At 61.3% G+C, this 21,299-nt stretch carries 18 protein-coding genes and 1 pseudogene; 11 read left to right on the top strand and 8 right to left on the bottom strand.

Annotated elements, in window-relative coordinates; translation table 11 throughout:
- Positions 1-5: 5 nt before the first annotated feature.
- Entirely contained in the window at positions 6-659 is a 654-nt protein-coding gene (locus WFJ47_RS02365) for a septal ring lytic transglycosylase RlpA family protein (RefSeq protein WP_127102721.1), read from the bottom strand.
- A gap of 327 nt (positions 660-986) precedes the next feature.
- On the opposite strand from WFJ47_RS02365, the gene aroQ reads away from it, so the two are divergent.
- From aroQ to WFJ47_RS02345, 4 genes are read left to right on the top strand one after another with little or no spacing between them, the layout of a single operon-like run.
- The gene (gene aroQ, locus WFJ47_RS02360; protein WP_023979560.1) at positions 987-1,442 is read left to right on the top strand and encodes a type II 3-dehydroquinate dehydratase; all 456 of its coding nucleotides are present in this window, start codon (positions 987-989) and stop codon (positions 1,440-1,442) included.
- The gene (locus WFJ47_RS02355; protein WP_127102722.1) at positions 1,439-1,894 is read left to right on the top strand and encodes an acetyl-CoA carboxylase biotin carboxyl carrier protein subunit; all 456 of its coding nucleotides are present in this window, start codon (positions 1,439-1,441) and stop codon (positions 1,892-1,894) included. Before aroQ ends, WFJ47_RS02355 begins: the two co-directional genes overlap by 4 nt.
- Before the next feature lie 26 nt (positions 1,895-1,920).
- Positions 1,921-3,267: an acetyl-CoA carboxylase biotin carboxylase subunit gene (gene accC / locus WFJ47_RS02350; RefSeq protein ID WP_336760602.1), complete on the top strand. Its 1,347-nt coding sequence runs from the start codon at positions 1,921-1,923 to the stop codon at positions 3,265-3,267.
- Positions 3,268-3,293: 26 nt separating this feature from the next.
- Positions 3,294-3,863, top strand: coding sequence for an NIPSNAP family protein (locus tag WFJ47_RS02345; RefSeq protein ID WP_127102724.1), 570 nt, complete (start codon positions 3,294-3,296; stop codon positions 3,861-3,863).
- A gap of 108 nt (positions 3,864-3,971) precedes the next feature.
- Here the strand turns inward: WFJ47_RS02345 and WFJ47_RS02340 are convergent, their stop codons facing one another.
- From WFJ47_RS02340 to ccmA, 3 genes are all read right to left on the bottom strand, one after another.
- Positions 3,972-7,265, bottom strand: a complete 3,294-nt coding sequence (locus tag WFJ47_RS02340) for a S41 family peptidase (protein ID WP_336760601.1) — start codon at positions 7,263-7,265, stop codon at positions 3,972-3,974.
- A 170-nt stretch (positions 7,266-7,435) separates the two neighbouring features.
- Complete coding sequence (gene ccmB / locus WFJ47_RS02335) at positions 7,436-8,107, bottom strand: heme exporter protein CcmB (protein WP_336760600.1); 672 nt, start codon at positions 8,105-8,107, stop codon at positions 7,436-7,438.
- On the bottom strand, positions 8,104-8,739 hold the full coding sequence (gene ccmA / locus WFJ47_RS02330; protein WP_336760599.1) for a heme ABC exporter ATP-binding protein CcmA: 636 nt from the start codon (positions 8,737-8,739) through the stop codon (positions 8,104-8,106). Before ccmA ends, ccmB begins: the two co-directional genes overlap by 4 nt.
- A 132-nt stretch (positions 8,740-8,871) precedes the next feature.
- Here ccmA and acnA point away from each other — a divergent pair, with 132 nt between their 5' ends.
- The 3 genes from acnA (at position 8,872) to WFJ47_RS02315 (ending at position 13,866) form a co-directional block, all read left to right on the top strand.
- Positions 8,872-11,565, top strand: coding sequence for an aconitate hydratase AcnA (gene acnA, locus WFJ47_RS02325; protein ID WP_127102728.1), 2,694 nt, complete (start codon positions 8,872-8,874; stop codon positions 11,563-11,565).
- A 70-nt stretch (positions 11,566-11,635) separates the two neighbouring features.
- Positions 11,636-12,328: an amino acid ABC transporter ATP-binding protein gene (locus WFJ47_RS02320; RefSeq protein WP_336760598.1), complete on the top strand. Its 693-nt coding sequence runs from the start codon at positions 11,636-11,638 to the stop codon at positions 12,326-12,328.
- Positions 12,329-12,348: 20 nt separating this feature from the next.
- Complete coding sequence (locus WFJ47_RS02315) at positions 12,349-13,866, top strand: ABC transporter substrate-binding protein/permease (RefSeq protein ID WP_336760664.1); 1,518 nt, start codon at positions 12,349-12,351, stop codon at positions 13,864-13,866.
- Positions 13,867-13,945: 79 nt separating this feature from the next.
- Here the strand turns inward: WFJ47_RS02315 and WFJ47_RS02310 are convergent, their stop codons facing one another.
- The 4 genes from WFJ47_RS02310 to WFJ47_RS02295 form a co-directional block, all read right to left on the bottom strand.
- On the bottom strand, positions 13,946-14,533 hold the full coding sequence (locus WFJ47_RS02310; RefSeq protein WP_336760597.1) for a DUF7010 family protein: 588 nt from the start codon (positions 14,531-14,533) through the stop codon (positions 13,946-13,948).
- A gap of 206 nt (positions 14,534-14,739) precedes the next feature.
- Positions 14,740-15,567: a hypothetical protein gene (locus WFJ47_RS02305; RefSeq protein ID WP_336760596.1), complete on the bottom strand. Its 828-nt coding sequence runs from the start codon at positions 15,565-15,567 to the stop codon at positions 14,740-14,742.
- Positions 15,568-15,734: 167 nt separating this feature from the next.
- A complete protein-coding gene (locus WFJ47_RS02300) occupies positions 15,735-17,003 on the bottom strand; it encodes an AAA family ATPase (protein ID WP_336760595.1) in 1,269 nt (422 codons plus the stop codon).
- Positions 17,000-17,647, bottom strand: coding sequence for a hypothetical protein (locus tag WFJ47_RS02295; protein WP_336760593.1), 648 nt, complete (start codon positions 17,645-17,647; stop codon positions 17,000-17,002). Before WFJ47_RS02295 ends, WFJ47_RS02300 begins: the two co-directional genes overlap by 4 nt.
- Before the next feature lie 228 nt (positions 17,648-17,875).
- On the opposite strand from WFJ47_RS02295, the gene rimP reads away from it, so the two are divergent.
- The 4 genes and pseudogenes from rimP to WFJ47_RS16525 all read left to right on the top strand — a co-directional run.
- The gene (gene rimP / locus WFJ47_RS02290; RefSeq protein WP_127102734.1) at positions 17,876-18,502 is read left to right on the top strand and encodes a ribosome maturation factor RimP; all 627 of its coding nucleotides are present in this window, start codon (positions 17,876-17,878) and stop codon (positions 18,500-18,502) included.
- A gap of 111 nt (positions 18,503-18,613) precedes the next feature.
- The gene (gene nusA, locus WFJ47_RS02285) at positions 18,614-20,158 is read left to right on the top strand and encodes a transcription termination factor NusA (RefSeq protein WP_127102735.1); all 1,545 of its coding nucleotides are present in this window, start codon (positions 18,614-18,616) and stop codon (positions 20,156-20,158) included.
- The gene (locus WFJ47_RS02280) at positions 20,070-20,840 is read left to right on the top strand and encodes an RNA-binding protein (RefSeq protein ID WP_408868603.1); all 771 of its coding nucleotides are present in this window, start codon (positions 20,070-20,072) and stop codon (positions 20,838-20,840) included. The genes nusA and WFJ47_RS02280 overlap by 89 nt, the downstream gene beginning before the upstream one ends.
- A pseudogene (locus WFJ47_RS16525) lies at positions 20,837-21,275 on the top strand (translation initiation factor IF-2 associated domain-containing protein); the annotation flags it as partial. The gene WFJ47_RS02280 and the pseudogene WFJ47_RS16525, both read left to right, overlap by 4 nt.
- Positions 21,276-21,299: the final 24 nt, after the last annotated feature.

Below are 21,299 nucleotides of genomic sequence, written 5' to 3'. Positions count from 1 at the left end.
GCGGTTTACTTGTGGTGATGCACACGGCGCGTAGGGGCTGCTCGGCGCGCATGAGGCTTCACGACCGGAGTGACAGCATCGAGGGCTTGCTCGTTGGTGTCCTCAGCTTCCGCCTCGGCCACTTCAAGCGGCTGGTCTTCCTTGATGGCGGTATCGGCCGGGATAGGGGCGATCTTCACGTGAGCCGTACCACTGCCCAGCATACCGATTTCTGCTGCAGCTGCGTGAGAGAGATCGATGATGCGGCTGTTGAATGGTCCGCGATCATTGACGGTCACGATGACCGAACGACCCGTATCTTCGTTCTCGACCAGAACCTTGGAGCCCATGGGCAGGGTAGGATGCGCGGCCGTCAGGGCCTGGCCGTCCAGCCGCTCGCCGCTGCTGGTTCGATGACCGGCGAGGCGACGGCCATACCAGCTGGCTACGCCATGCTCAGACCATGAGAGCACATTATGGCTGGCTAGAGCGATACGATGGGCACGCTTGGCGAGCGCAAGGCGCACCGAGGAGGCCCAGGGGGCGTTCTCAGCGCTGGGTTCGGTCACGATCGTGGTCTGGGGCGCGGCCTGCGAGGCCGTGGCCGCGTGGGCGCCATGCTTCGGTGCGAATGCCGTGCAAAGCAGAGCGAGACCCCCGATTCGGGCGCGGAGACGCATCTTGCATCGTTCCGTGGAACTGAATGTCAGTTTTCTGCTTCTAGAAGATGTCACGACAGCTTGCAGCCTTTTGCCCAGTTACTCCGAACGAACGAATGCCCCGACGATCCGGGGCGGCGAACGACGTGTGTATCACAGCCTGCCACGATTGCGAAATCGTGATGCCCGAACCTGCGCGAAAGAACCCTCAGAAGCGCATGAGACGGGCGAGAGGCTGTCTCATGCGGGGCACAGAAGCCTAGAAACGCGGCAGGAATGAGGCGTAAACCCTCTGCGCCATGCGGGAAGGCTTTTACGGCCCATGCGAAAGTGCTACGGGCTCCTTTCATGATTCGCCCGATGATTGCCGTGCTGAACGGCCCCAACCTCAACATGCTCGGAATGCGCCAGCCGGAAATATACGGCCATGCGACACTGGACGACCTTGAACAGGTTTGCATCCAGGCCGCCGAGCAGCTCGATGTCGCCATCGATTTTCGCCAGACGAATATCGAAGGGGAACTGGTTTCCTGGATTCAGGAATGCCGGGGAAGGGCGCGTGGTATCGTGATCAATCCGGCGGCCTATGGTCACACATCCATCGCATTGCTCGATGCGCTGCTCGCCACGGGCCTGCCGACGGTGGAGGTTCACATCTCCAACATCCATCGCCGCGATGCCTTTCGCCATCACACCTATACCTCCCAGGCCGCTATTGGCGTAATCTGCGGGTTTGGCGTGCGTGGCTATGCCATGGCATTGCGTGCACTCTATGACATGATCGAAGACGAGGACGAACGATGAGCCGTATGCTCGTGGACGCGGATGCCATCCGGGCATTGGCCGATATTCTGACTGAAACCGGACTGACCGAGATCGAGGTCGCGGAAAAGGACAGTCGCATTCGTGTGGCACGCAATGCCGGCGGCCAGGTGGTTCATGCCGTTGGCCCGGCACCCGCTGCTGCGGCGCCTGTTGCCGCACCTGCTCCGGCAGCTGCCCCGGTCGACGCTGCCAACCATCCTGGCGCTGTCAACAGCCCGATGGTCGGTATTGCCTATCTGGCACCCGATCCGTCGGCTCCCCCCTTCGTGCAGGAAGGCCAGGCTGTGACGGCCGGTCAGACCCTGATGCTGATCGAGGCGATGAAGACCTTCAATCAGATCAAGGCGCCGCGCGGCGGCACCCTGAAGCGTCTTCTGGTTTCCAGCGGTGACCCGGTTGAATTCGGCGAAGCGCTCGCCATCATCGAATAAGCATTACTGACTGAGTCTGGAACCCGATGTTTTCCAAGATCCTGATCGCCAATCGCGGCGAAATCGCGCTTCGCATCCTGCGCGCCTGCCGTGAACTGGGCATAGCGACGGTTGCCGTGCATTCAACGGCCGATGCCGATGCCATGCATGTCCGACTGGCGGATGAGGCGGTCTGCATCGGGCCGCCCTCTTCACGTGACTCCTATCTGAACGTGGCTGCCATTCTTTCGGCCGCCACGATCACCGGGGCCGAAGCCATCCATCCTGGTTATGGCTTCCTTTCCGAGAATGCCGATTTTGCCGAGACGGTCGAGGAGCACGGCTTCGTGTTCATCGGCCCTACCGCCCATCATATCCGCACGATGGGTGACAAGATCATGGCCAAGACTACCATGCGCGAGCTTGGCGTGCCGCTTGTGCCGGGTTCGGATGGTGCCTTGCGCGATCTGGCCGCGGCGCGCGAAGTCGCCGCCAAGGTTGGTTATCCCGTGCTGATCAAGGCTGCCGCTGGCGGCGGCGGTCGTGGCATGAAGGTGGCACAGACCGAGGACGAGATCGAGGAAGCCTGGTCGGTCGCCCGTACCGAGGCCCGCGCGGCATTCGGAAATGACGAGGTCTATCTCGAGAAATATCTCGACAAGCCGCGTCATATCGAACTGCAGATCATGGCCGACACGCATGGCAATGTCGTGCATTTCGGCGAGCGTGACTGCTCGCTGCAGCGTCGTCACCAGAAGCTTCTGGAAGAAGCTGGATCGCCCGTGCTCTCGGCTGGAGAGCGCGATGCGATCGGGGCGACTGCAACGGCGGCGCTCAAAAAGATGGGCTACCGCAATGCCGGTACGCTGGAATTCCTGTATCAGGACGGCCAGTTCTGCTTCATCGAGATGAACACGCGTCTTCAGGTCGAGCATCCCGTGACCGAAATGGTGTGCGATGTCGATCTGGTTCGTGAGCAGATCCGCGTGGCAGCCGGTCAGGCGCTCGGCTATGAGCAGTCGGACATCACCTTCAGTGGTCATGCCATCGAATGCCGCATCAATGCGGAAGATCCTGAAACCTTCATGCCGAATCCCGGCACGATCAAGGTCTTTCATGCACCGGGTGGTCTGGGTGTGCGTATCGACAGCGCCATCTATGCCGGGTATCGCGTTCCGCCCTATTATGACAGTATGATCGCCAAGCTGATCGTCCATGCCCCGACACGTGCCGAGGCGATCGCACGCATGATGCGGGCTCTGGACGAATGCGTGGTGGATGGTGTGAAGACGGTCATTCCGCTGCACCGCAAGATCCTTGCCGATCCGCAGTTCCAGAAGGGTGACTACACGATCCACTGGCTCGAGAAGTTCGTCGACTCTCTCAAGAAATAAGAACACTGCACAAGGAATCTCTTCCGATGCCGGTCTGCGTTGAAACCTTCGTTCTCACCTGCCGCTCGGGGAGCGTCCCCGCTATCGTGGGCGCCCTTGAGGCGCCCCTCGTGGGTCGCGCTGGATTTCTGGGCTGCTGGACCACCGATCTCGGTGCTCTGAACGAAATTGTCGTTCTTTTCAGCCAGACTCCTCAGGATATCGTCTGGCCCGACCATGCGGCGGGCGTCGAGCGTATAGACCGTCAGCGCTGGACACTGATCGGTGGGACGCAGCCAGCTCCGGGTGCGTTCGGGGGCGCCTATGAATGGCGTGTCTATGATATCCTGCCAGGCCGCGAAGCAGAAGTGACGGCGCTGATGGAAGGCGCACTCCCAGCGCGCTCGGCCGTCTCACCAGCCTATCTCGTCATGACTTCGAGCGATGGTGTGTCGCGTCTGGCCCATGCCTGGCCGTATGCCGATCTTGCGGAGCGCGCAGCCAGGCGCAAACAGGCGGTTGAAACAGGCGCCTGGCCGCCCAAGGGTATTCTTCCGCTCCTGGGCGCCATGAAGAGTGCTATCCTCGTGCCTGTAGGTTATTCCCCCAGCTGCTGAGCAGGCCAGGCACGACGCCACCTGGCGCCCGGAGCCTGGCGCAGCGCCCTGGATGCCTCTTATCGGAACCCGAAGCCCTCCGCATGGATGCCTCAGCGGACGGTCGTATCAATGCGGTTTTGCCTCCGCCGTGCCGTTGAAAGCTTCGGGCGCCATGGGGGCAATCGGGTGTTGGTCCAGCAAGGTGTTAAGTGTCTCGAGTGCCTTGTCGAGCTGTTGATCCTGACCGTTGAAGGTGGCGACAGGCATGTTTTCCACCGTGATGTCAGGCTCGACGCCGTGATTTTCGACCAGCCAATGGCCTTTCATGTCGAAATAGGGACGCTCCGCCGTCCGGGGCAGACCGTTATCGGCCAGACGATCGGTATCGGACAGCCAGACGCCCGCGCCAGCAGTACGCACACCGATGAGAGGGCCTAGACCGAGGGATTTGGCTCCCTGGGAGAAGGTTTCTCCGTCGGAATAGGTGAAGGCGTCGCACAGCACGACAAGATGCCCGCGGAAAGTCTGCTGCATGTTGCCCTGAGGCGCCTTGCCATGATCGGACCAGAACATCCACACCTTGCGCAGCAACTCCGACAGGACCCATGAATCGATATTCCCGCCCAGATTGCGACGCACATCGATCACGAGGCCGTCTTTTTCGGTCTGGCTGAAAAAATCGCGCGTGAAACGAGCGATGTCGTCCTTGCCCATGGCGCGCAGATGCACGTAGCCGATCCGTCCATGGCTGGCATCGGCAACATAGCGCGCGCGCTCGTTTTCCCAGGCCTGCAGGCGCAAGGACGCATCCTGTTTGGCGCCGATTGCCGTCGTGACAATCTGGAACTGGCGGTCCTTGCGCTTGAGGGTGAGAAGGATCTGACGATTGGCCTGGTTGGCGAGAAGGGCGGTCAGATCGGGCTGGTCGGCGAGGCTCTGTCCGTTCAGGGCAATGATCAGGTCACCGGGGCGAGCATCGACATCTGGTGCTGCCAGCGGCGAGCGATCATCGGGCAGATCGGGGTCACCCTCATAGATGCGATCGATCAGGAATCCGCCTGGCTGACGGGTCAGATGAGCGCCAAGGCTCGCAATCAGGACCGCGTTGTCGCGCTCGGGGGTTTGCGGCGCGCGAAGCTGGGAATGAAGCGCATTGAGTTCGCCCATCATCTGGCCGAGCAGATCGTCCAGATCGGAGCGATCGCCGACGCGTGACAAGAGCGGGCGATAGCGTTCACGGGTTGCGTTCCAGTCCACCCCGTGCAGCGCGGGGTCATAGAAATGATCGCGATGCAGGCGCCAGGCATCGTTGAACATATCCTGCCATTCGGCCCCCGGGTCGACCCGCAGGCGGAAGCCGTCGAGTGTCACCGTGGTATTGGCGCCACTCACGCCACTCATCGAGCCCGTGGCGGGTACGAGCTGGATCTTGGGGCGCGCATCCTCCTTGCCGGAGACAAGCATGAGTGTCTTGCCATCCGGGGTAAGGGACATGTCGCGCAATCCCGTCGCGAAATCACTGGGCTTGATTTCGCCCGGCTCGATCTTGATCGCACGAAGCGTCAGGTCGTCATCCTTGCTGACCGGCTGATCGGGTTTGTGAGCCAGAACGTACAGCGTGTCAGGGCCCACCGCGATCTTGCTGAATGTTCCTGCCGGAAAAAGAAGCTGGTAGAGGCGGTTCGGCAGGTTCTCGACATCGAGGATGGCGGCAGGCTTCTTGCCAACCGATTTTCCTGGCGCATCGGTCGTCTTTGCCGGTGCGGGCGGTAGGAGTTCGGTGACCGGGGCAAAGGGAAAACGTCCGTCCTTTTGCAGCGCGAGGGCGAAAACCCCCGTGCGCTGCGTAAACACAGGGGCAGGCGCACGGTCGCCCCATGGGCTTCCGTTGTTCAGGCTGAAATGCCTGTCGGAAAGAAACCACAGGAAATGCCCGTCCGGGCTGAAACTGGGCGCATAGGATTCATAATCGGGAGTGGTCGCCCAGAGTGTCGTGCCGGTATCGAGCGCATAGAGCGCGATCTGACGGCGTATGTTCTCTCCCCGGGCCCTGACGAAAGTGAGTAGGCGTCCGTCATGCGACCAGGCAAGGGAATCATATTCGCTCTGTCCGTCCAGACGCGCATCGTCGATCAGCTTGTCGGTATGAGTGGAGAGATCAAGGAGATACAGATGCCCTGAAAGATCAGTATGGGCGATATGGCCGCCATCGGGTGAGACCCAGAGGCCTGTCGGTTCTCCCTTGGTGCCATGGGTGAGCTGTGTTCCCTCGCTGCCACCGGCAGCAGGAAAAGCCCAGAGTTCTGATTCCCCGCCCTTGTCGCTGAAGGCATAGAGCGTCTTGCCATCGGGGGAGAGCGCAGCATGACGCAGGCGTGTGGTCGGTGCCGTAGCCAGGGTGATGCGACGCAAGGGGCCGGGTGCGGCTAGCACGGCGTGGCCTCGGATGGTCAGGGCCACCTGTTTGCCGTTCTGGGCCAGGGCGATATCCGTGAGGAAGGGATAGGGATTGTCCAGCCAGAGCGGGCGGCGGGCGGCACGATCACTCGCAATCTCGACAGGGATGAGGGTTTCCGATCCGGTCTCGAGGTCGAGATGATACAGATCCGCGCCGAGTTGGTAGACAATATCATGGCCGCTCAGACTGGCCTCGCGCACGCCGAAATCGTCGTGATGGGTCAGGGCGTGTCCCTCTGTCCCGTCCAGCGCATAGCTCCAGAGATTATCCCGCCCGTCACGGTCGCTGATCACGATCAGCCTGTCTTTCCAGAGCATGGGGCGCCGCATATTGGCGTCTGTGGGGCCGATCCGCTCTGCCTCGACCCCGCCCTTGAGCTTGTAGCGCCAGAGCTGGGCCATCGCGCCGCCGCGATAGAGCCGCAAATGATCGTGGCTCACCGCCGTACCGAAACGCACGAAGTAGATCCACTGGCCGTCGGGGCTCAGGGTGGCGTCATTGGCATCTGCCAGCGGATAGACCCGGCGTGTTCCGCTGACCGGATGAATGGCGACGACAATATGGCTCAGCCCGGGGCCGGTTGGCGGGGCGGTGCTGTACAGAATGCCCGCCTTGCGGTCCCAACCAATGGGTGTGACGCTCTGATTCTCATAGGTCACGCGCTTTGGCGTGCCGCCCTCGATGGGCATGACGTAAAGCTCGGTCGGGCCGTCGTAATTGGCCAGGAAGGCGACCTGCTTGCCATCGGGCGAGAGAATGGGGTGCGGGTCGGTGCCGATGGGTGCGGTGAGGCGGCTGGCGGGGCCTCCCTGCAGGCCGACGCTCCAGACTGATTGCTCTGCGTCGAACACGACCTGCGTGCCGGAAAGCGCCGGCTCGCGCAGATAGCCCGGTGCGGCCTGTGCCGTCAGAGGCGCCAAGGCGAGAAGGGCGACACTGGCGAGGAGCGGGGAGAAACGCATGAGCACCTTCCGGATAAGACACGAGACCCGTTAGAGAACGGGGAGAGGGCAGATGGCAAGCCCTGCCGGTGTTTTGGCGCCGGGACTTACGCGGCTTCAGCGCGCCTGTTCGGGCACGCTCCACGGAGTTTGACTACGAGGCACCAGACGGAAGCCTCCCTCCTGGCCCTTCAGGTGGTTGCGGCCTTCAGGCCGGCGCCAGCAGCGAGCGGGCAAAGAGGAAGCGCAAGGGCAAGGAAAGCCCCCAGAAAGTCGAGTTCCGTGGCAAAGCTCCGCCCGTTGGTCGCCGCATCGGCGGCGGCGGCACCGAAGATCAGCACCGGCGTTGCCAGAGGAAGCACGAGCAAGGGCAGCAGGACGCCGCCCCGCCGCGCACCCAGGACGAGCCCAGCCGCCATGCCGCCCAGAAGGGAGAGCAGCACCGTGCCCAGAGCCAGCCCAGCCAGAATGGGCGGTATATCCGCAGGAGTTCCGCCGAGCATCAGCGTCAGGGGTACGGTGGCCATCAAGAGTGGTAAGCCGGTGGTCAGCCAATGCGCGAAGATTTTCGCCAGAGCGAGCAGGCCGGGAGGCAGGCCGAGCATCAGGAGATGATCAAGTGCCCCGTCTTCCAATTCGGCTCCGAAAACACGATCCAGAGGTAGCAGGCTGGCCAGAAGGGCACAGACCCAGATGATACCGGGGGCCAGGCGATGCAGCATTGCGGGGGAGGGACCAAGCGCGAGTGGAAACAGGCTGCCGCAGAGCAGGAAAAAGAGCAGGGCCGCGAGAGTGTCTGACCCGTGACGCACTGCCAGACGCAACTCGCGTCTGACCAGAGCGAGAAACGCACTTCCGATCATGACAGGCTTTCAGAGGGATTGAGGGCGAGGCTGCGCGCATCGGGCAGAGGAAGAGGTACATGGGTTGTGGCGACGATCATCCCACCCGCGGCACGATGTGCCGCCATGAGGGTGCCGAGCCGGGCGATCGCGCGCTGATCGAGGCCGAGGCTCGGCTCATCAAGCAACCATAGCCGCGCGTGGCGCAGCAGGATGCGGGCGAGAGCCCCACGCCTCTTTTGGCCGGCAGAAAGCAGCCTGGCGGGGAGGTCGGCAAGATCGAGCAGATCGAGAGCATTCAGCGCCCTTTCCATATCGCTCCCGAAAAGCCTCGCTTCCAGCGTGAGATTCTCCCGTAGGGTCAATCCGGGTTTGAGCGCATCTGCGTGGCCGAGATAGGCGATATCCAGTGCCTGCTCGGGGTCATGCCCGTCGCGACCGCCCATCGTGAGGCGGCCTCCCTGGAGAGGACAGAGCCCGGCCAGAACGCGCAGCAGCGTCGATTTGCCCGAACCGTTTGGTCCCGTCAGCAGCAAAGCCTCACCGGCAGACAGCGCGAGGCTTGTTCCGTCCAGAACAAGGCGCATCCCGCGAATCACGGTTACGTCATGCAAGACGAGCCAGGGTGCATGAGACGAGGGAAAACCTGACATTGTGCGGAAATAACATCTTCCTGAGAGAGTTTCATTCGACTCTGTGCGAATAAGGGTCGAGACTGTATAGAAGGGCCGGCCCGCAAGGGCCAGTTGACAAGGCAGCCAGTTGACAAGGCAGGAGGACAAGCCATGAGAACCGTTGGACGGGATTCCCTGGGCGTGATGCGGGATCTGGAGGTTGATGGCCGGAAGTACCGCATATTTTCCCTGCCTGAGGCGGCGAGCAAGCTGGGCAATCTGTCCCGCCTGCCGGTCAGCCTCAAGGTCCTGCTCGAAAACGTGCTCCGCTTCGAAGACGGGCTGAGCTACCGCACGGAAGATGCGCAGGCCATTGTCGACTGGACTGCGAAGGGCCACTCGGATCAGGAAGTGCCCTTCAAACCGGCGCGTATCCTCATGCAGGATTTCACGGGCGTTCCCGCCGTGGTCGATCTCGCCGCCATGCGCGATGGCATCATTGCCCTCGATGGTGACCCGGAGAAGGTGAACCCGCTGGTGCCGGTCGATCTCGTGATCGATCACTCGGTCATGGTCGATGTGGCGGGCAGCGCCGATGCGCTGGAGCGCAATGTCGAGATCGAGTTCGAGCGCAATGGCGAGCGTTACGCCTTTCTGCGCTGGGGCCAGGGCGCGTTCGAGAACTTCCGCGTCGTACCGCCGGGTGCAGGTATCTGCCACCAGGTGAACCTCGAATATCTGGCGCAGGCCGTCTGGACCGGTACGGTCGATGGCAAGGACTATGCCTATCCGGATACGCTCTATGGCACGGACAGCCACACCACCATGGTGAATGGTATGGGTGTGCTCGGGTGGGGTGTGGGCGGCATCGAGGCCGAGGCCGCGATGCTCGGCCAGCCGATCGCCATGCTGATCCCGGATGTGATCGGCGTGCGTCTGGATGGCATGCTTCCTGAGGGGGCTACCGCGACCGATCTGGTGCTGACCATCACCGAAATGCTGCGCGCCGAAGGCGTGGTCGGCAAATTCGTGGAATTCTTCGGCCCCGCCCTCGATCATCTGCCGGTGGCCGATCGTTCGACCATCGCCAATATGGCCCCGGAATATGGTGCGACCTGCGGGTTCTTCCCGGTCGATGCGCTGACGCTGGACTATCTGCACCAGACGGGCCGCGACGAGCATCGCATTCGCCTCACAGAAGCCTATCTGCGTGCCCAGGGCATGTTCCGCGATGCCGACACCCCCGAGCCCGTATTCTCGAAGGTGCTGTCGCTCGATCTGTCGACCATCATCCCCTCGCTGGCGGGCCCCAAGCGTCCTCAGGACCGCGTCGCGCTGACCGATGCGACCTCGGCTTTCGAAGAAGCCCTGACCACCACACTGGGCGTCAAGCCCGATGACGTGCGTAAGCGCGCCATCGTGGCCGGTTCGGATTACGATATCGGTCATGGCGATGTGGTGATTGCGGCCATCACCTCCTGCACCAACACCTCCAACCCGGCCGTTCTCGTGGCAGCTGGTCTGGTGGCGCGCAAGGCCCGTGCCCTCGGCCTCAAGCCCAAGCCCTGGGTCAAGACGTCGCTGGCGCCCGGCTCGCAGGTGGTGACGGATTATCTCGACAAGGCCGGACTCAGCGCCGATCTTGACGCGCTTGGCTTCGAGACGGTCGGCTATGGCTGCACGACCTGCATTGGTAATTCGGGCCCCATCGCCCAGCCGATCGTGGATGCGATCGAGGGGAATGGCCTTGTCGCTACGTCGGTATTGTCGGGTAATCGTAACTTCGAAGGGCGTATCTCGCCCAACGTGCGTGCCAATTATCTCGCCAGCCCGCCGCTCGTGGTGGCCTATGCGCTACTTGGTACGCTGCGCAAGGATATCACGAAAGAGCCGCTTGGTATCTCGACAGAGGGCAAGGAGATCTTTCTGCGCGATATCTGGCCCAGCAATGAAGAGATTGCGGCGCTCATCAAGTCCTCCGTCACGCGTGAGAGCTTTGTAGAGCGTTATGGCAGCATCTCGAAGGGGACGAAGCAGTGGCAGGCTCTGGCCGTCGCCAGCGATGCCCGTACTTTCGCCTGGTCGGATAGCTCGACCTACATCCAGAAGCCGCCCTATTTCGAAGGGCTGACCAAGGAGCCGGGCGAGACACATGACATCGAGAATGCCCGTATTCTTGCGCTGTTGGGCGATAACATCACGACCGACCATATCTCTCCGGCAGGCGCCATCAAGCCGTCTTCACCGGCAGGCAAATTCCTGAGCGAGCATCAGGTATCGGTGGCCGATTACAACTCCTACGGATCGCGCCGTGGCAATGACCGCGTGATGGTGCGTGGCACCTTTGCCAATATCCGTATCCGCAACGAGATGCTGCCCGGTGTCGAAGGCGGCATGTCGAGATATCTGCCCGACGGGACCGTCGCATCGATCTATGACGTCGCACATCGCTACCAGCAGGATGGCACGCCGCTGGTCGTGATCGGCGGCCGCGAATACGGCATGGGCTCGTCGCGCGACTGGGCGGCCAAGGGTACGAACCTGCTGGGCATCAAGGCCGTGATCGCTGAGAGCTTCGAGCGTATCCATCGTTCCAATCTCGTGGGCATGGGCGTTCTGCCTCTGACCTTTCGCGAGGGCACGACCCGCAAGACGCTGGGACTGGATGGGACCGAAACGATCACCCTGGGTGGGCTCGATTCCATTACGCCACGGATGACCGTGCCGATGACCATCACCCGCGCCAGCGGCGAGACCGAGCAGGTCGAGCTTCTCTGCCGCATCGATACGCTTGATGAAGTCGCCTATTACAGGCATGGAGGAATTCTTCCTTATGTCCTGCGCGGGATGACCGAAACTGACTGATCACGCCGAGACCGTTCTCGACGCCAGAAACATCACCAAGAGCTTTGAGCGACATGTCGTGCTTCACGACATGTCGCTTCGCGTTAAGCGCGGTGATCTGATTTCCATCATTGGCCCCTCGGGCTGCGGCAAATCGACCTTTCTCCGCTGTCTGAACTTCCTGGAAATTCCCGATTCCGGATCGATTCGCATCCGGGATGTCGAAATCGAAAAGAGCGATGGCCAGGGCTGGAACCGGGCCCAGGAGCGTCGCGCTCACAAGCTGCGCGCCCATGTGGGTATGGTTTTCCAGTCTTTCAATCTGTTTCCGCATCGCACCGTGCTCGATAACGTCATGATGGCGCCGCGCGCCGTTAAGAAAATTTCTCCCGCCGAGAGTGAGCCTCTGGCACGCAGCCTTCTGGCCAAAGTCGGTCTGGAAGGTCTGGCGGGGCGCTATCCTGGAACCCTTTCGGGGGGGCAGCAGCAGCGTGCCGCCATTGCCCGGGCATTGGCCATGAAACCAGCCGTGATGCTGTATGACGAGCCGACCTCGGCGCTCGACCCGGAACTGGCCGAGGAGGTTCTTCAGGTCATGCGACGCCTGGATGAAGAGGGGATGACGCAGATCGTGGTGACCCATGACATGCGCTTTGCCCGCGCCGCCTCGGATCGTGTTCTCTATGTAGAGGGGGGCAGGATCATCGAGAGCGGCGATCCCGAAGAGCTGTTTGCTGCTCCCGAAGATCAGAGAACGCGTCGTTTTCTGAGGTCTCTCCTGTGAGCGCAGGTCTGACCGCCCGCATGAGGCTGCTCATCCTGCTTTGCGTCGCGCTCTTTCTCCCCGGTCCCCGCGCCTTTGCGGCTCCGCCATCAGCCGTGCATGAATTGAGCTGGGCGTCGGATGGCGAAGCCAATGTGCCTTATGTGTTTCATGATCCTGCCGATACGACCCGACTTGAGGGGTTCGAGTTCGACCTGGTCCAGGAAATCGCCCGACGTCTGGGGCGAGAGGCACGTTTCGTCCAGAATGACTGGGACGGGCTGATACCGGGTTTGCAGCGCGGCATGTACGATATGGTGGTTGATGGCATCGAGATGACGCCCGACCATTTGCAGGCGGCCTTGTTTTCGCGTCCCTATTACGTCACCGGTGATCGTATCGTGGTGCGTCGCGATCGTCAGGAGTTGAACAGCTTCAGCGCGCTGCGTGGTCATGTGGTCGGGACGATCAAGGAAACGCTCGCCGAGCGCCTGTTGCAACGGGAACCGAGTATCAGCGTGCGCTCGTACGAGGAGGAGACCTACGCCTTCTCCGATCTGCGCAACGGGCGGCTGGATGCCTTGCTGCTGGATGGTCCTATCGCGCTCTATTATGCAGGTGTGACCGATGATCTTGTGATCGTAGGCGATCCGATAGGCCAGACACGGTACGGGATTGCCTTTCGCCAGGGCAATCTGGCCCTTCATGATGCGGTTGACCGTACTCTGGGCGAGATGATGCAGGATGGTACCCTGCAGGATATCCTCGGACGCTGGAATCTCTGGACGCCCGAGATGGCCCAGATGACGGGCGATCATACGCAGCGCCATGTCGCGCCAACGCAATGGCTGCGCTACCGCGACGCCATGCGCAGTCAGACGGGCTGGATGGGGCAGATGCGGCGCTATGTGGGGTTTCTGCCGATCATTGCCGAGGCCGCGGGACTGACGCTCGTGGTTTCCGCCCTGGCCATGGTGCTGGCCGTCAGCCTGGGCCTTCTTCTGGCCCTAGGTCGCCATTACGGCCCGGGTCTCGTTCGGGGCGCCTGCGGGCTGTACATTGAAATCGTCCGTGGAACGCCACTGCTCATCCAGGTATTGTTCATTTTTTATGGCTTGCCGGGACTTGGTATCAAGCTCTCACCGTTCTTTGCCGGTGTTCTCGCGCTCGGCCTGAACTACGCTGCCTATGAAGCCGAGAATTATCGGGCGGGCTTGTCTTCGGTGCCCAGAGGGCAGATGGAGGCCGCGATTGCCCTCAACATGACCCATGGGCAGGCAGTGCGGCTCGTGATCATTCCGCAGGCTTTTCGTACCGTGCTGCCTGTCATGACCAACGATTTCATTGCCCTGCTGAAGGATTCCTCGCTCGTCAGCGTCATCACCCTGACCGAGCTGACCAAGACCTATATCCGCCTGTCCTCAACCTACTACGATTACATCGGTACGGGGCTGCTGATCGGGGCGGCTTACCTGCTGCTCGGTCTGCCTTTCGTTCGCTTCGCGCGCCATGTGGAGCGCAAGCTGGGCCAGAGCGTCAGGCGCTCCGGTCACCACTGACGGGCAATGTAACAAAGCAAGGGGCGGTCTGGGGCACGAACGGCGATATCTTCGCGGGAGACGAGGCATTCGGAGCGGGTCATGACTTTCCATCACGCGCGCTTGCGGGCTTCTTCATGGCGATGAGCGCGTAGAGATAACTCACAGCGACCGCTGCTGCGATTGCCGGCTGCCGGGCCCAGTCTGGCGTCAGAAGATAAGCGGCGTAGCATAGGGCAGCGCGCAGAATGAAATGGATGAGCCCAGCCCGATCATCCGCACCCCACCCATGAGGCACCCAGACAATCCCGGCATAGAGGCCTACGCCCAGCATGAGCAGGCTTGGATCATGCGCTGCTATCCCGGCCAGGATTGCGAAGGGGATGAGCAGTCCCGTAACGGTGATGCAATTCATGAAAAGCTGGGTAATGGGGTTGTGGCGCGCGCTCCTCTGAAGGCTGGGAGCGCCGAACATCCTGTCAAGAATGATCGACAGGGGGAGTGGGATGGCTGCGACGATCAGGCAGGCATAATAGGGCAGTCGAGGGCCGAGTCCGTAGCTCGCTAGCGCGAGGCCCGCCCAGGCGAGAAACCCTGCGACCGGCATGGACTGGCTGCAACTTGCCAGATAACGCCTGCGCAAGATGTCGAGCGGTAGGCCGGGCTCATCGCAAGATAAAGACTTCATGAGTGTCAGATCCTGTCCGTATTGCAGGACAGGATGGCAGAAGATGTTGAGATAGAGGCAATAAAAGCGGCAACGCGAGTGGTTTTTTTTGGAGGAATTCTTTTGGCGCGTCTGATCGTGTGCATTGGTGGGAGCCCATTCAGCATGGGCAACGGATGCCGCCTCCCCAGTCGCGCCCAATCCGAGGCTTTTACAACAAAAAGGCCTTATTGCGGTGGTGCCGCTGGATCACGAGACAACTCGACTGGCACGGGGGTTGTCGTGGTATCCTGCGTCATGTAGCGCCTGAGCAACGGTATCCACTGGTTAAGCCACCGATCTGTCTTGCGTACGAAGGTGTCTGCGCTCGGTACCTGAGCAAGGGTCGCCTTATCCCAATAGGGTTGGGGAGCAAGAAGCTGCACCGTCCCGGTCTTCGTCGGGGAAAGCAGATAGGTGACAGCGGAGGTGCCCTTGTTGCTATCCATTGCCCCGCTGCTCTGAATCCAGTTGGCGACGATGAAGAGCGAAGGCATGGGAAAGCCGAGGGCCGAGAGACGCTTGAACGCGAGCTGGATCAGTTCGTCAGACGAGATGACGCCGTTGGGTCCCATGACCGCGTTGGCGACGAAGGCGCATTCACTACGACCGTCAGCGCGATCAGCGAATATCTGCGCGCTGTAATTGCGGTCGTCATGGCAGTGGCTGGTGGCCTGCTGCACGATGTCGATAGGCAATTGCTCGGTGGCTGTGCGAGCCACGATGACGCCTGTGACGACCCCGCGATCGGTTCTGACCAGGATATTGATCAGCATCTGCCCACCGGGCCCGTACTGACCTGTCAGCACGGGATGCCAGATTCCGGCAGGCAGCGGCAGGGTGTGACCGCCAAACGGGATCGAACCGACCATGGCGGTTGTGATATCCGGGGCGATTAGGCGATTTGTCCCGTTGTCAGGCGCATCCTGTTGTCCAGGGTTTCCCTGCGGGGCAGAAGCGCTTCCGTCCGCAGAGGCCTGAGCCTGAGGCAACGCTGTGCCTGCGGGAGGCTGCATACCCGGTATCCGGCTTAACCAAGGTGCTTTAGCAAGCATCCAGGGCATTGGAAAAAGCAAGCCAAGAACTGTGAAGACGATCATCACGTAGATTGTGAGTCGCCAGACAGGCGCCCGGCGCCACAAGCGGGGAAAAGCTGACACTGTTTTTATGGTCCCGATTGCGATCAGGGGCTCAGGCGAGCTGTAAGGGATTTGCTGTCATCGGCGATCTCGGCCTTGACCCCGTCATTTCCCATGACGAGGCGGACAAGCTTCGCATCGTTCTGGCGCGCGAGAATCAGGCTCTCGCTCACCATATCCTCGATGGAGCGAACAAGATCACGGGCGGAAGCCCCGGCACCGAGCTTTTGCTGCCGCTGCATGAGCTGGAACAGGAGATAGGCGTCGATGCCACCCGCCTCGACATTGAGGCCATAGCCCTTGATCATGGCTTCAATCTCAAGGGCGGCTACACGCGCCAGATCAAGATCGCGCAACTGGCGGAAGACGAAGATGCGGTCGAGACGGTTCAGCACCTCAGGCGCAAAGCCGGCCTTGCGCAGGGCCTCTGTCGATTCCGCGCGCATACGATCAGCGTCGTCATGAAGTCGATCTGCGATTTCTGTCAGGGCCTCGGTGGCAATATTCGAGGTCAGCATGAAGATGGCGCGGGTTGTGGAGATCTGAGCGCCGGTGGAAGCCTCGGTAACATGGCCATCATTCCATGCTGTAAGGAACTTCTTGAAGACGTCGGGATGCGCCTTTTCGATCTCGTCCAGCAGAACGATGGCATCGGGCTTTTCCTGCAGCCCTCCAGTGAGTTTGCCAAAACTGTCGGAGCCCACATAGCCTTTAGGTGAACCGAAGAGCATGGTGGCAGCGTGCGGGCTCGACATCTGGGTCATGTCGAAATGCAGGAGGGGCCGCTCCATCTGGCGCGCAATCTGCTTTGCGAGGTAGGTCTTACCTGTCCCTGGTGGCCCCGCCAGCAGGAAGATCCCGACGGGCTTGTTGCGGACTGTCAGCGCCAGACGTCGACGCAACTGCTGCGAAATGTCCTCGCAGACCTGATCCTGCCCCACCACCTTCGCGCGCAGGCCGGCGGCAAGTTCTTCGGCGTTAATCGCGACCTCCTTCTGCTCTTGGGCCAGAAGCTCCTCGAGAGCGACGCGGTTTGTGAGGCGGGCGAGAATATCCATGACAAAGCCTTTGCGACGACGAAGTCCCTTGCGGGCCAATTTTGCGGAACGAACTTCGTAAAGGAGGCCGGAAACAGTGAGGAAAACTGCGAACCCCGCAACAGGAAGGTAGGCGTCTCTCGCCCAGGAGAGAAAGCGAATCAGCATCCCACCGGAGAGATGGAGCGAGACGGCAGCCTGAATGCTCGCGAGGATCAGGAAGATAACCATCATCACGGGCATGAGACGGTTTAGGGCGGGCAGCAGGGCTTTCATTGTACGATAACGTCCAGGACAATCTGCTGGTTGAGGCTCGTAAAGAGCGGCAGGATCTGCGGTCCGAGGGTGGTCAGGATACCCGTTCCCAGACCTCCTGTCGGCGGTGGGGTCAGGGGATCGATCGTGACTTCTCCAGCCAGGTAGATTGGCAGAACGACCGATTGCAGATCAGGTTTGAGCACCAAGTTCTGCCTCAATCCACCTGAGGTGATGGCAACCGACTGTCCGATGGCGCCGGAAACCTGCGCAATCGGCATGCGGACGAGGCGCATACGTCTATTTTTAACCGCAGCCAGGATCTGGGCGCGCTGTTGCTCGTCAAAACCGGTCGAGGCGAGCGCTGATGCAGCCTTGTCCGTCGGGACGAGCGCGAATTGCGTGTCGAAATGCATGGCATCCGGACGGATCTGAGGCTCCGCATTAGGTTGCTCTGCCTGCATTGCAGAGGTGAGAGAAGACGATGGCGGCGCTGAAGTAGAAGATGATTTGTTCCATATGACGCCGCCCAGACACGCAGCCATGACGGCGGTCGCCATCACAAGCTTGGGGGTCAGGCTCATACGCTCATTGTCGGATTGTCGGACAGAGTTACCCGACCCGTCGAGAAGCGGTTTGAGTTGTGGCTCGGGGGTGTCGTTCATTGGGTCAAGTGTGACAGGATTAGAAGCGTCTGGGCAAGAGGCGTGTTACATGATGAGTGTAATCAAGAGTTACGCTTTCGCGGTGACGCCATGGGGCGTGGTTCGCGGGTTCGAAGAGTGGCGTATGCTGCGAGTCTTGCATCTGACCGGACATTGGCCTACACAGCCGGTATTCCTTTCATCTTTCGTCTTATCGGGGGGTGGCCTTGACCGGCCGCCTTTTTTGTCTTGGCCATAGAAATTCCCAGCCTGAACGGTCTTGAAGCGCGCATCGCGCAGCAGATCGAGCCGACCCTGACCGATCTCGGTTACGAGCTCGTGCGCCTGAGCGTGCTGGGCCGCGAGACGCCTACCATCCAGATCATGGCGGATCGCGCCGATGGGTCGCTTATCGGCATCGAGGATTGCGAGCAGATCAGCCACGCCGTCGGTGCTGTGCTGGATGTGGACGATCCGATTCCGGGCGCCTGGACGCTTGAGGTTTCCTCCGCCGGGATCGATCGCCCCCTGACGCGCCTCAAGGACTGGGACCGGTTTGCCGGCCATCTGGTTAAGGCCGAACTGGATCTGCCTCTCAACGGACGCAAGCGTTTCTCCGGTATCATTACCGGCACGCGCGAGAATTCTGCCGTAATCCGCCTGGACGACGGCGAGGAAGCCGTTCTTCCGGTTGACACCATTCGCAAGGCGCGCCTCGTCCTGACTGATGCCCTGATCGAGGCCAGTGCCGCCATGATGGGCATTGCGTCCGAGGAAGAAGGGGCAGAAGAAGAGGAAGCGCCGCGTCGCAAGACGCCGAGGCTCAACCCGGCCAAGCCTGGCAAGGGCACGAAGCCGGGGCGCAAGACACACTGATCTGGCGCACCGAGTTCCGGTAGGCCCATAACTGGACATACCGAGTTTACCGCTTATTCCGTTTCTGCTGGTCTGCGCGGCATCGCGCTCCGTATTTGAGGATTTCGTCTGATGGACACCTCCGTTACCCGTCCTGAGCTGCTTCTGGTGGCAGACGCTGTTTCGCGTGAAAAGAACATCGATCGTGAAGAAGTGCTGGAGGCGATGGAGCAGGCCATCCAGAAGGCAGGGCGCGCCAAATATGGCCATGAGAAGGATATCCGCGCGACGATCGATCGCCGCTCCGGCGAGGTGCGTCTCTCGCGCTGGACCGAAGTGGTCGAGACGGTCGAGAATGAGGATACCCAGATCCCGCTCACCATTGCTGTAAAGTTCCAACCCGAAATCAAGCTTGGCGAGCATCTGGTCGACCCGCTGCCGCCCATCGATTTCGGGCGTATCGCCGCCCAGACCGCCAAGCAGGTCATCGTGCAGCGCGTGCGCGAATATGAGCGCAAGAAGCAGTACAACGAGTTCAAGGACCGCGTGGGCGAGATCGTCAACGGCACGGTCAAGCGCACGGAATACGGTAACCTCATGGTCGAGATCGGCCATACCGAGGCGCTGCTGCGTCGTGACGAGCTGATCCCGCGCGAGTCTTTCCGCAATTCCGATCGCGTGCGCGCCTATATCTATGACGTGCGCGACGAGACACGCGGCCCGCAGATCTTCCTGAGCCGCACCCACCCCGCCTTCCTGGCCAAACTGTTCGCGCAGGAAGTGCCTGAGATCTACGACGGTATCATCGAGATCAAGGCTGTTGCCCGTGATCCCGGATCGCGTGCCAAGATGGCCGTCGTGTCCAAGGACGCCTCGATTGACCCGGTCGGCGCCTGCGTTGGTATGCGCGGCTCCCGTGTTCAGGCGGTTGTGGCCGAGCTGCAAGGCGAGAAGATCGACATCATCCCCTGGAGCCCGCAGGCCGCCACCTTCGTGGTGAACGCCCTGGCCCCCGCAGAAGTGACCAAGGTGGTCATGGATGAAGAGGCCGGTCGCGTGGAAGTGGTTGTTCCGAACGAACAGCTCTCCCTGGCAATCGGTCGTCGTGGCCAGAACGTACGTCTGGCCAGCCAGCTCACGCGCTGGGATATCGATATCCTGACTGAAGCCGAGGAATCGGAACGTCGTCAGGAAGAATTCCGCAAGCGCACCCAGCTCTTCGTCGATGCGCTTGATGTCGATGACGTGATCGCAGGCCTGCTCGTCACCGAGGGCTTTCACACCATCGAGGAGCTGGCCTACGCCGATCCCGATGAACTGCATGCGATCGAAGGGTTCGATGAGAGCGTGGCAGAAGAGCTGATGCGCCGTGCCGAGGAATTCCTCGTGCAGAAGGAGCAGGAGCTGGATGACAAGCGTCGCGGATTGGGGGTCGAGGATTCGATTGCCGAGCTGGGCGTCTTCACCAATGCCATGCTGGTCACGCTGGGTGAGAAGGGCGTGAAAACCCTCGACGATCTGGCTGATCTGGCTGGCGATGAACTTGTCGAAATGCTGGGCAGTGACAATATAGACGAAGATGCTGCCAATGAGATCATCATGGCAGCACGTGCCCACTGGTTCGACGGTGAGCAGGCCGAGGAAGCCCCCGAGGAAGGGGAGGCTTCCGACGTCTGAGCTCCACGAAACACGCACACCGAGTCCCGACTCTGAAACCGATGTCGATCTGATCGAACTCGATGACGAGAAGGGGCCGCAGCGGCGCTGCATCGTGACCCGCAAGAGCGGAAATCCCGATGGAATGCTGCGTTTTGTCATCGCGCCGGATGGTACGGTCGTCCCCGATCTGGCGGTAAAGCTGCCAGGGCGGGGAATCTGGTTGAGCGCCAACCGGGATGTGCTAGAAACCGCGCGGACGCGTCATCTGTTCTCCAGAGCAGCGCGTCAGCCGGTAAAGGTGCCTGAGGATATTGCGCAGGTACTGGTTTCAGGAATAGAAGCGCGGCTGGTGCAGGGGCTGGGGCTCGCGCGCCGGGCCGGTCAGGCTCTCTGTGGGTTTGTTAAGTGTCGCGAATGGATTGCCGCCGGCAAGGCAGGGCTGGTGATCCAGGGATCGGGCGGAAGCCCGGATGAGTTGCGGCGTCTGATATCGGGAAACAACAAGCTTCCGGTACTGACGTTACCGGCCCAGATGCTCGCGACGGCATTCGGGCGGGAACATGCGGTCTATGTTGTGATAGCGCCCGGGGCGCTGGCGCAGCGTCTGATGGCTGAGCATGAACGATTTTTGGGGCTGACCGATGGGTTGGTTCCTGAGCCGCACCAGGGGCGGCTCGGACGGGAACAGGCAGGTATATGAGCGAAGGCAACGAACGGAACCAGGGCACTCAGGCTCAGGGCGGTCAGACAGATGGCCAGAATGTCCAGGATCAGGGCGCCCAGGCTCAGGGTGACCAGGGTAAGGGACGTCTGTCCCTGCGTCCGGGCGGGCGCATGGAACTCGGGCGGACGGTAGACGCAGGCTCTGTGCGTCAGAGCTTCAGCCACGGCCGCTCGAAGGTGGTCCAGGTGGAAGTGCGCAAGAAGCGCGAGACAACTGAGCGCAAGGACGGCCGTGGTGCCGCGGGCGGTCGTGGCGGTCGTGCGGGTGCAGGTCGTGCCCTGACCCCGGCTGAACTCGCGATCCGCCAGCGTGTGCTCGAAGAGCAGCGCAAGGAAGCAGCCCGCGAGGCCGCGCGTCTCGAAGAGGAAAAGATTCGCATTCTCTCCGCTGCCGAAGAGGCAAAGCGTGAAGAGGAGGCCCGTGCCGAAGCCGCGG

Source organism: Asaia sp. VD9, from assembly GCF_037150015.1.
Lineage (GTDB): Bacteria > Pseudomonadota > Alphaproteobacteria > Acetobacterales > Acetobacteraceae > Asaia.
The sequence above is the reverse complement of the archived record's forward strand: the minus strand, read 5'-3'. Positions and strand labels throughout refer to the sequence as shown.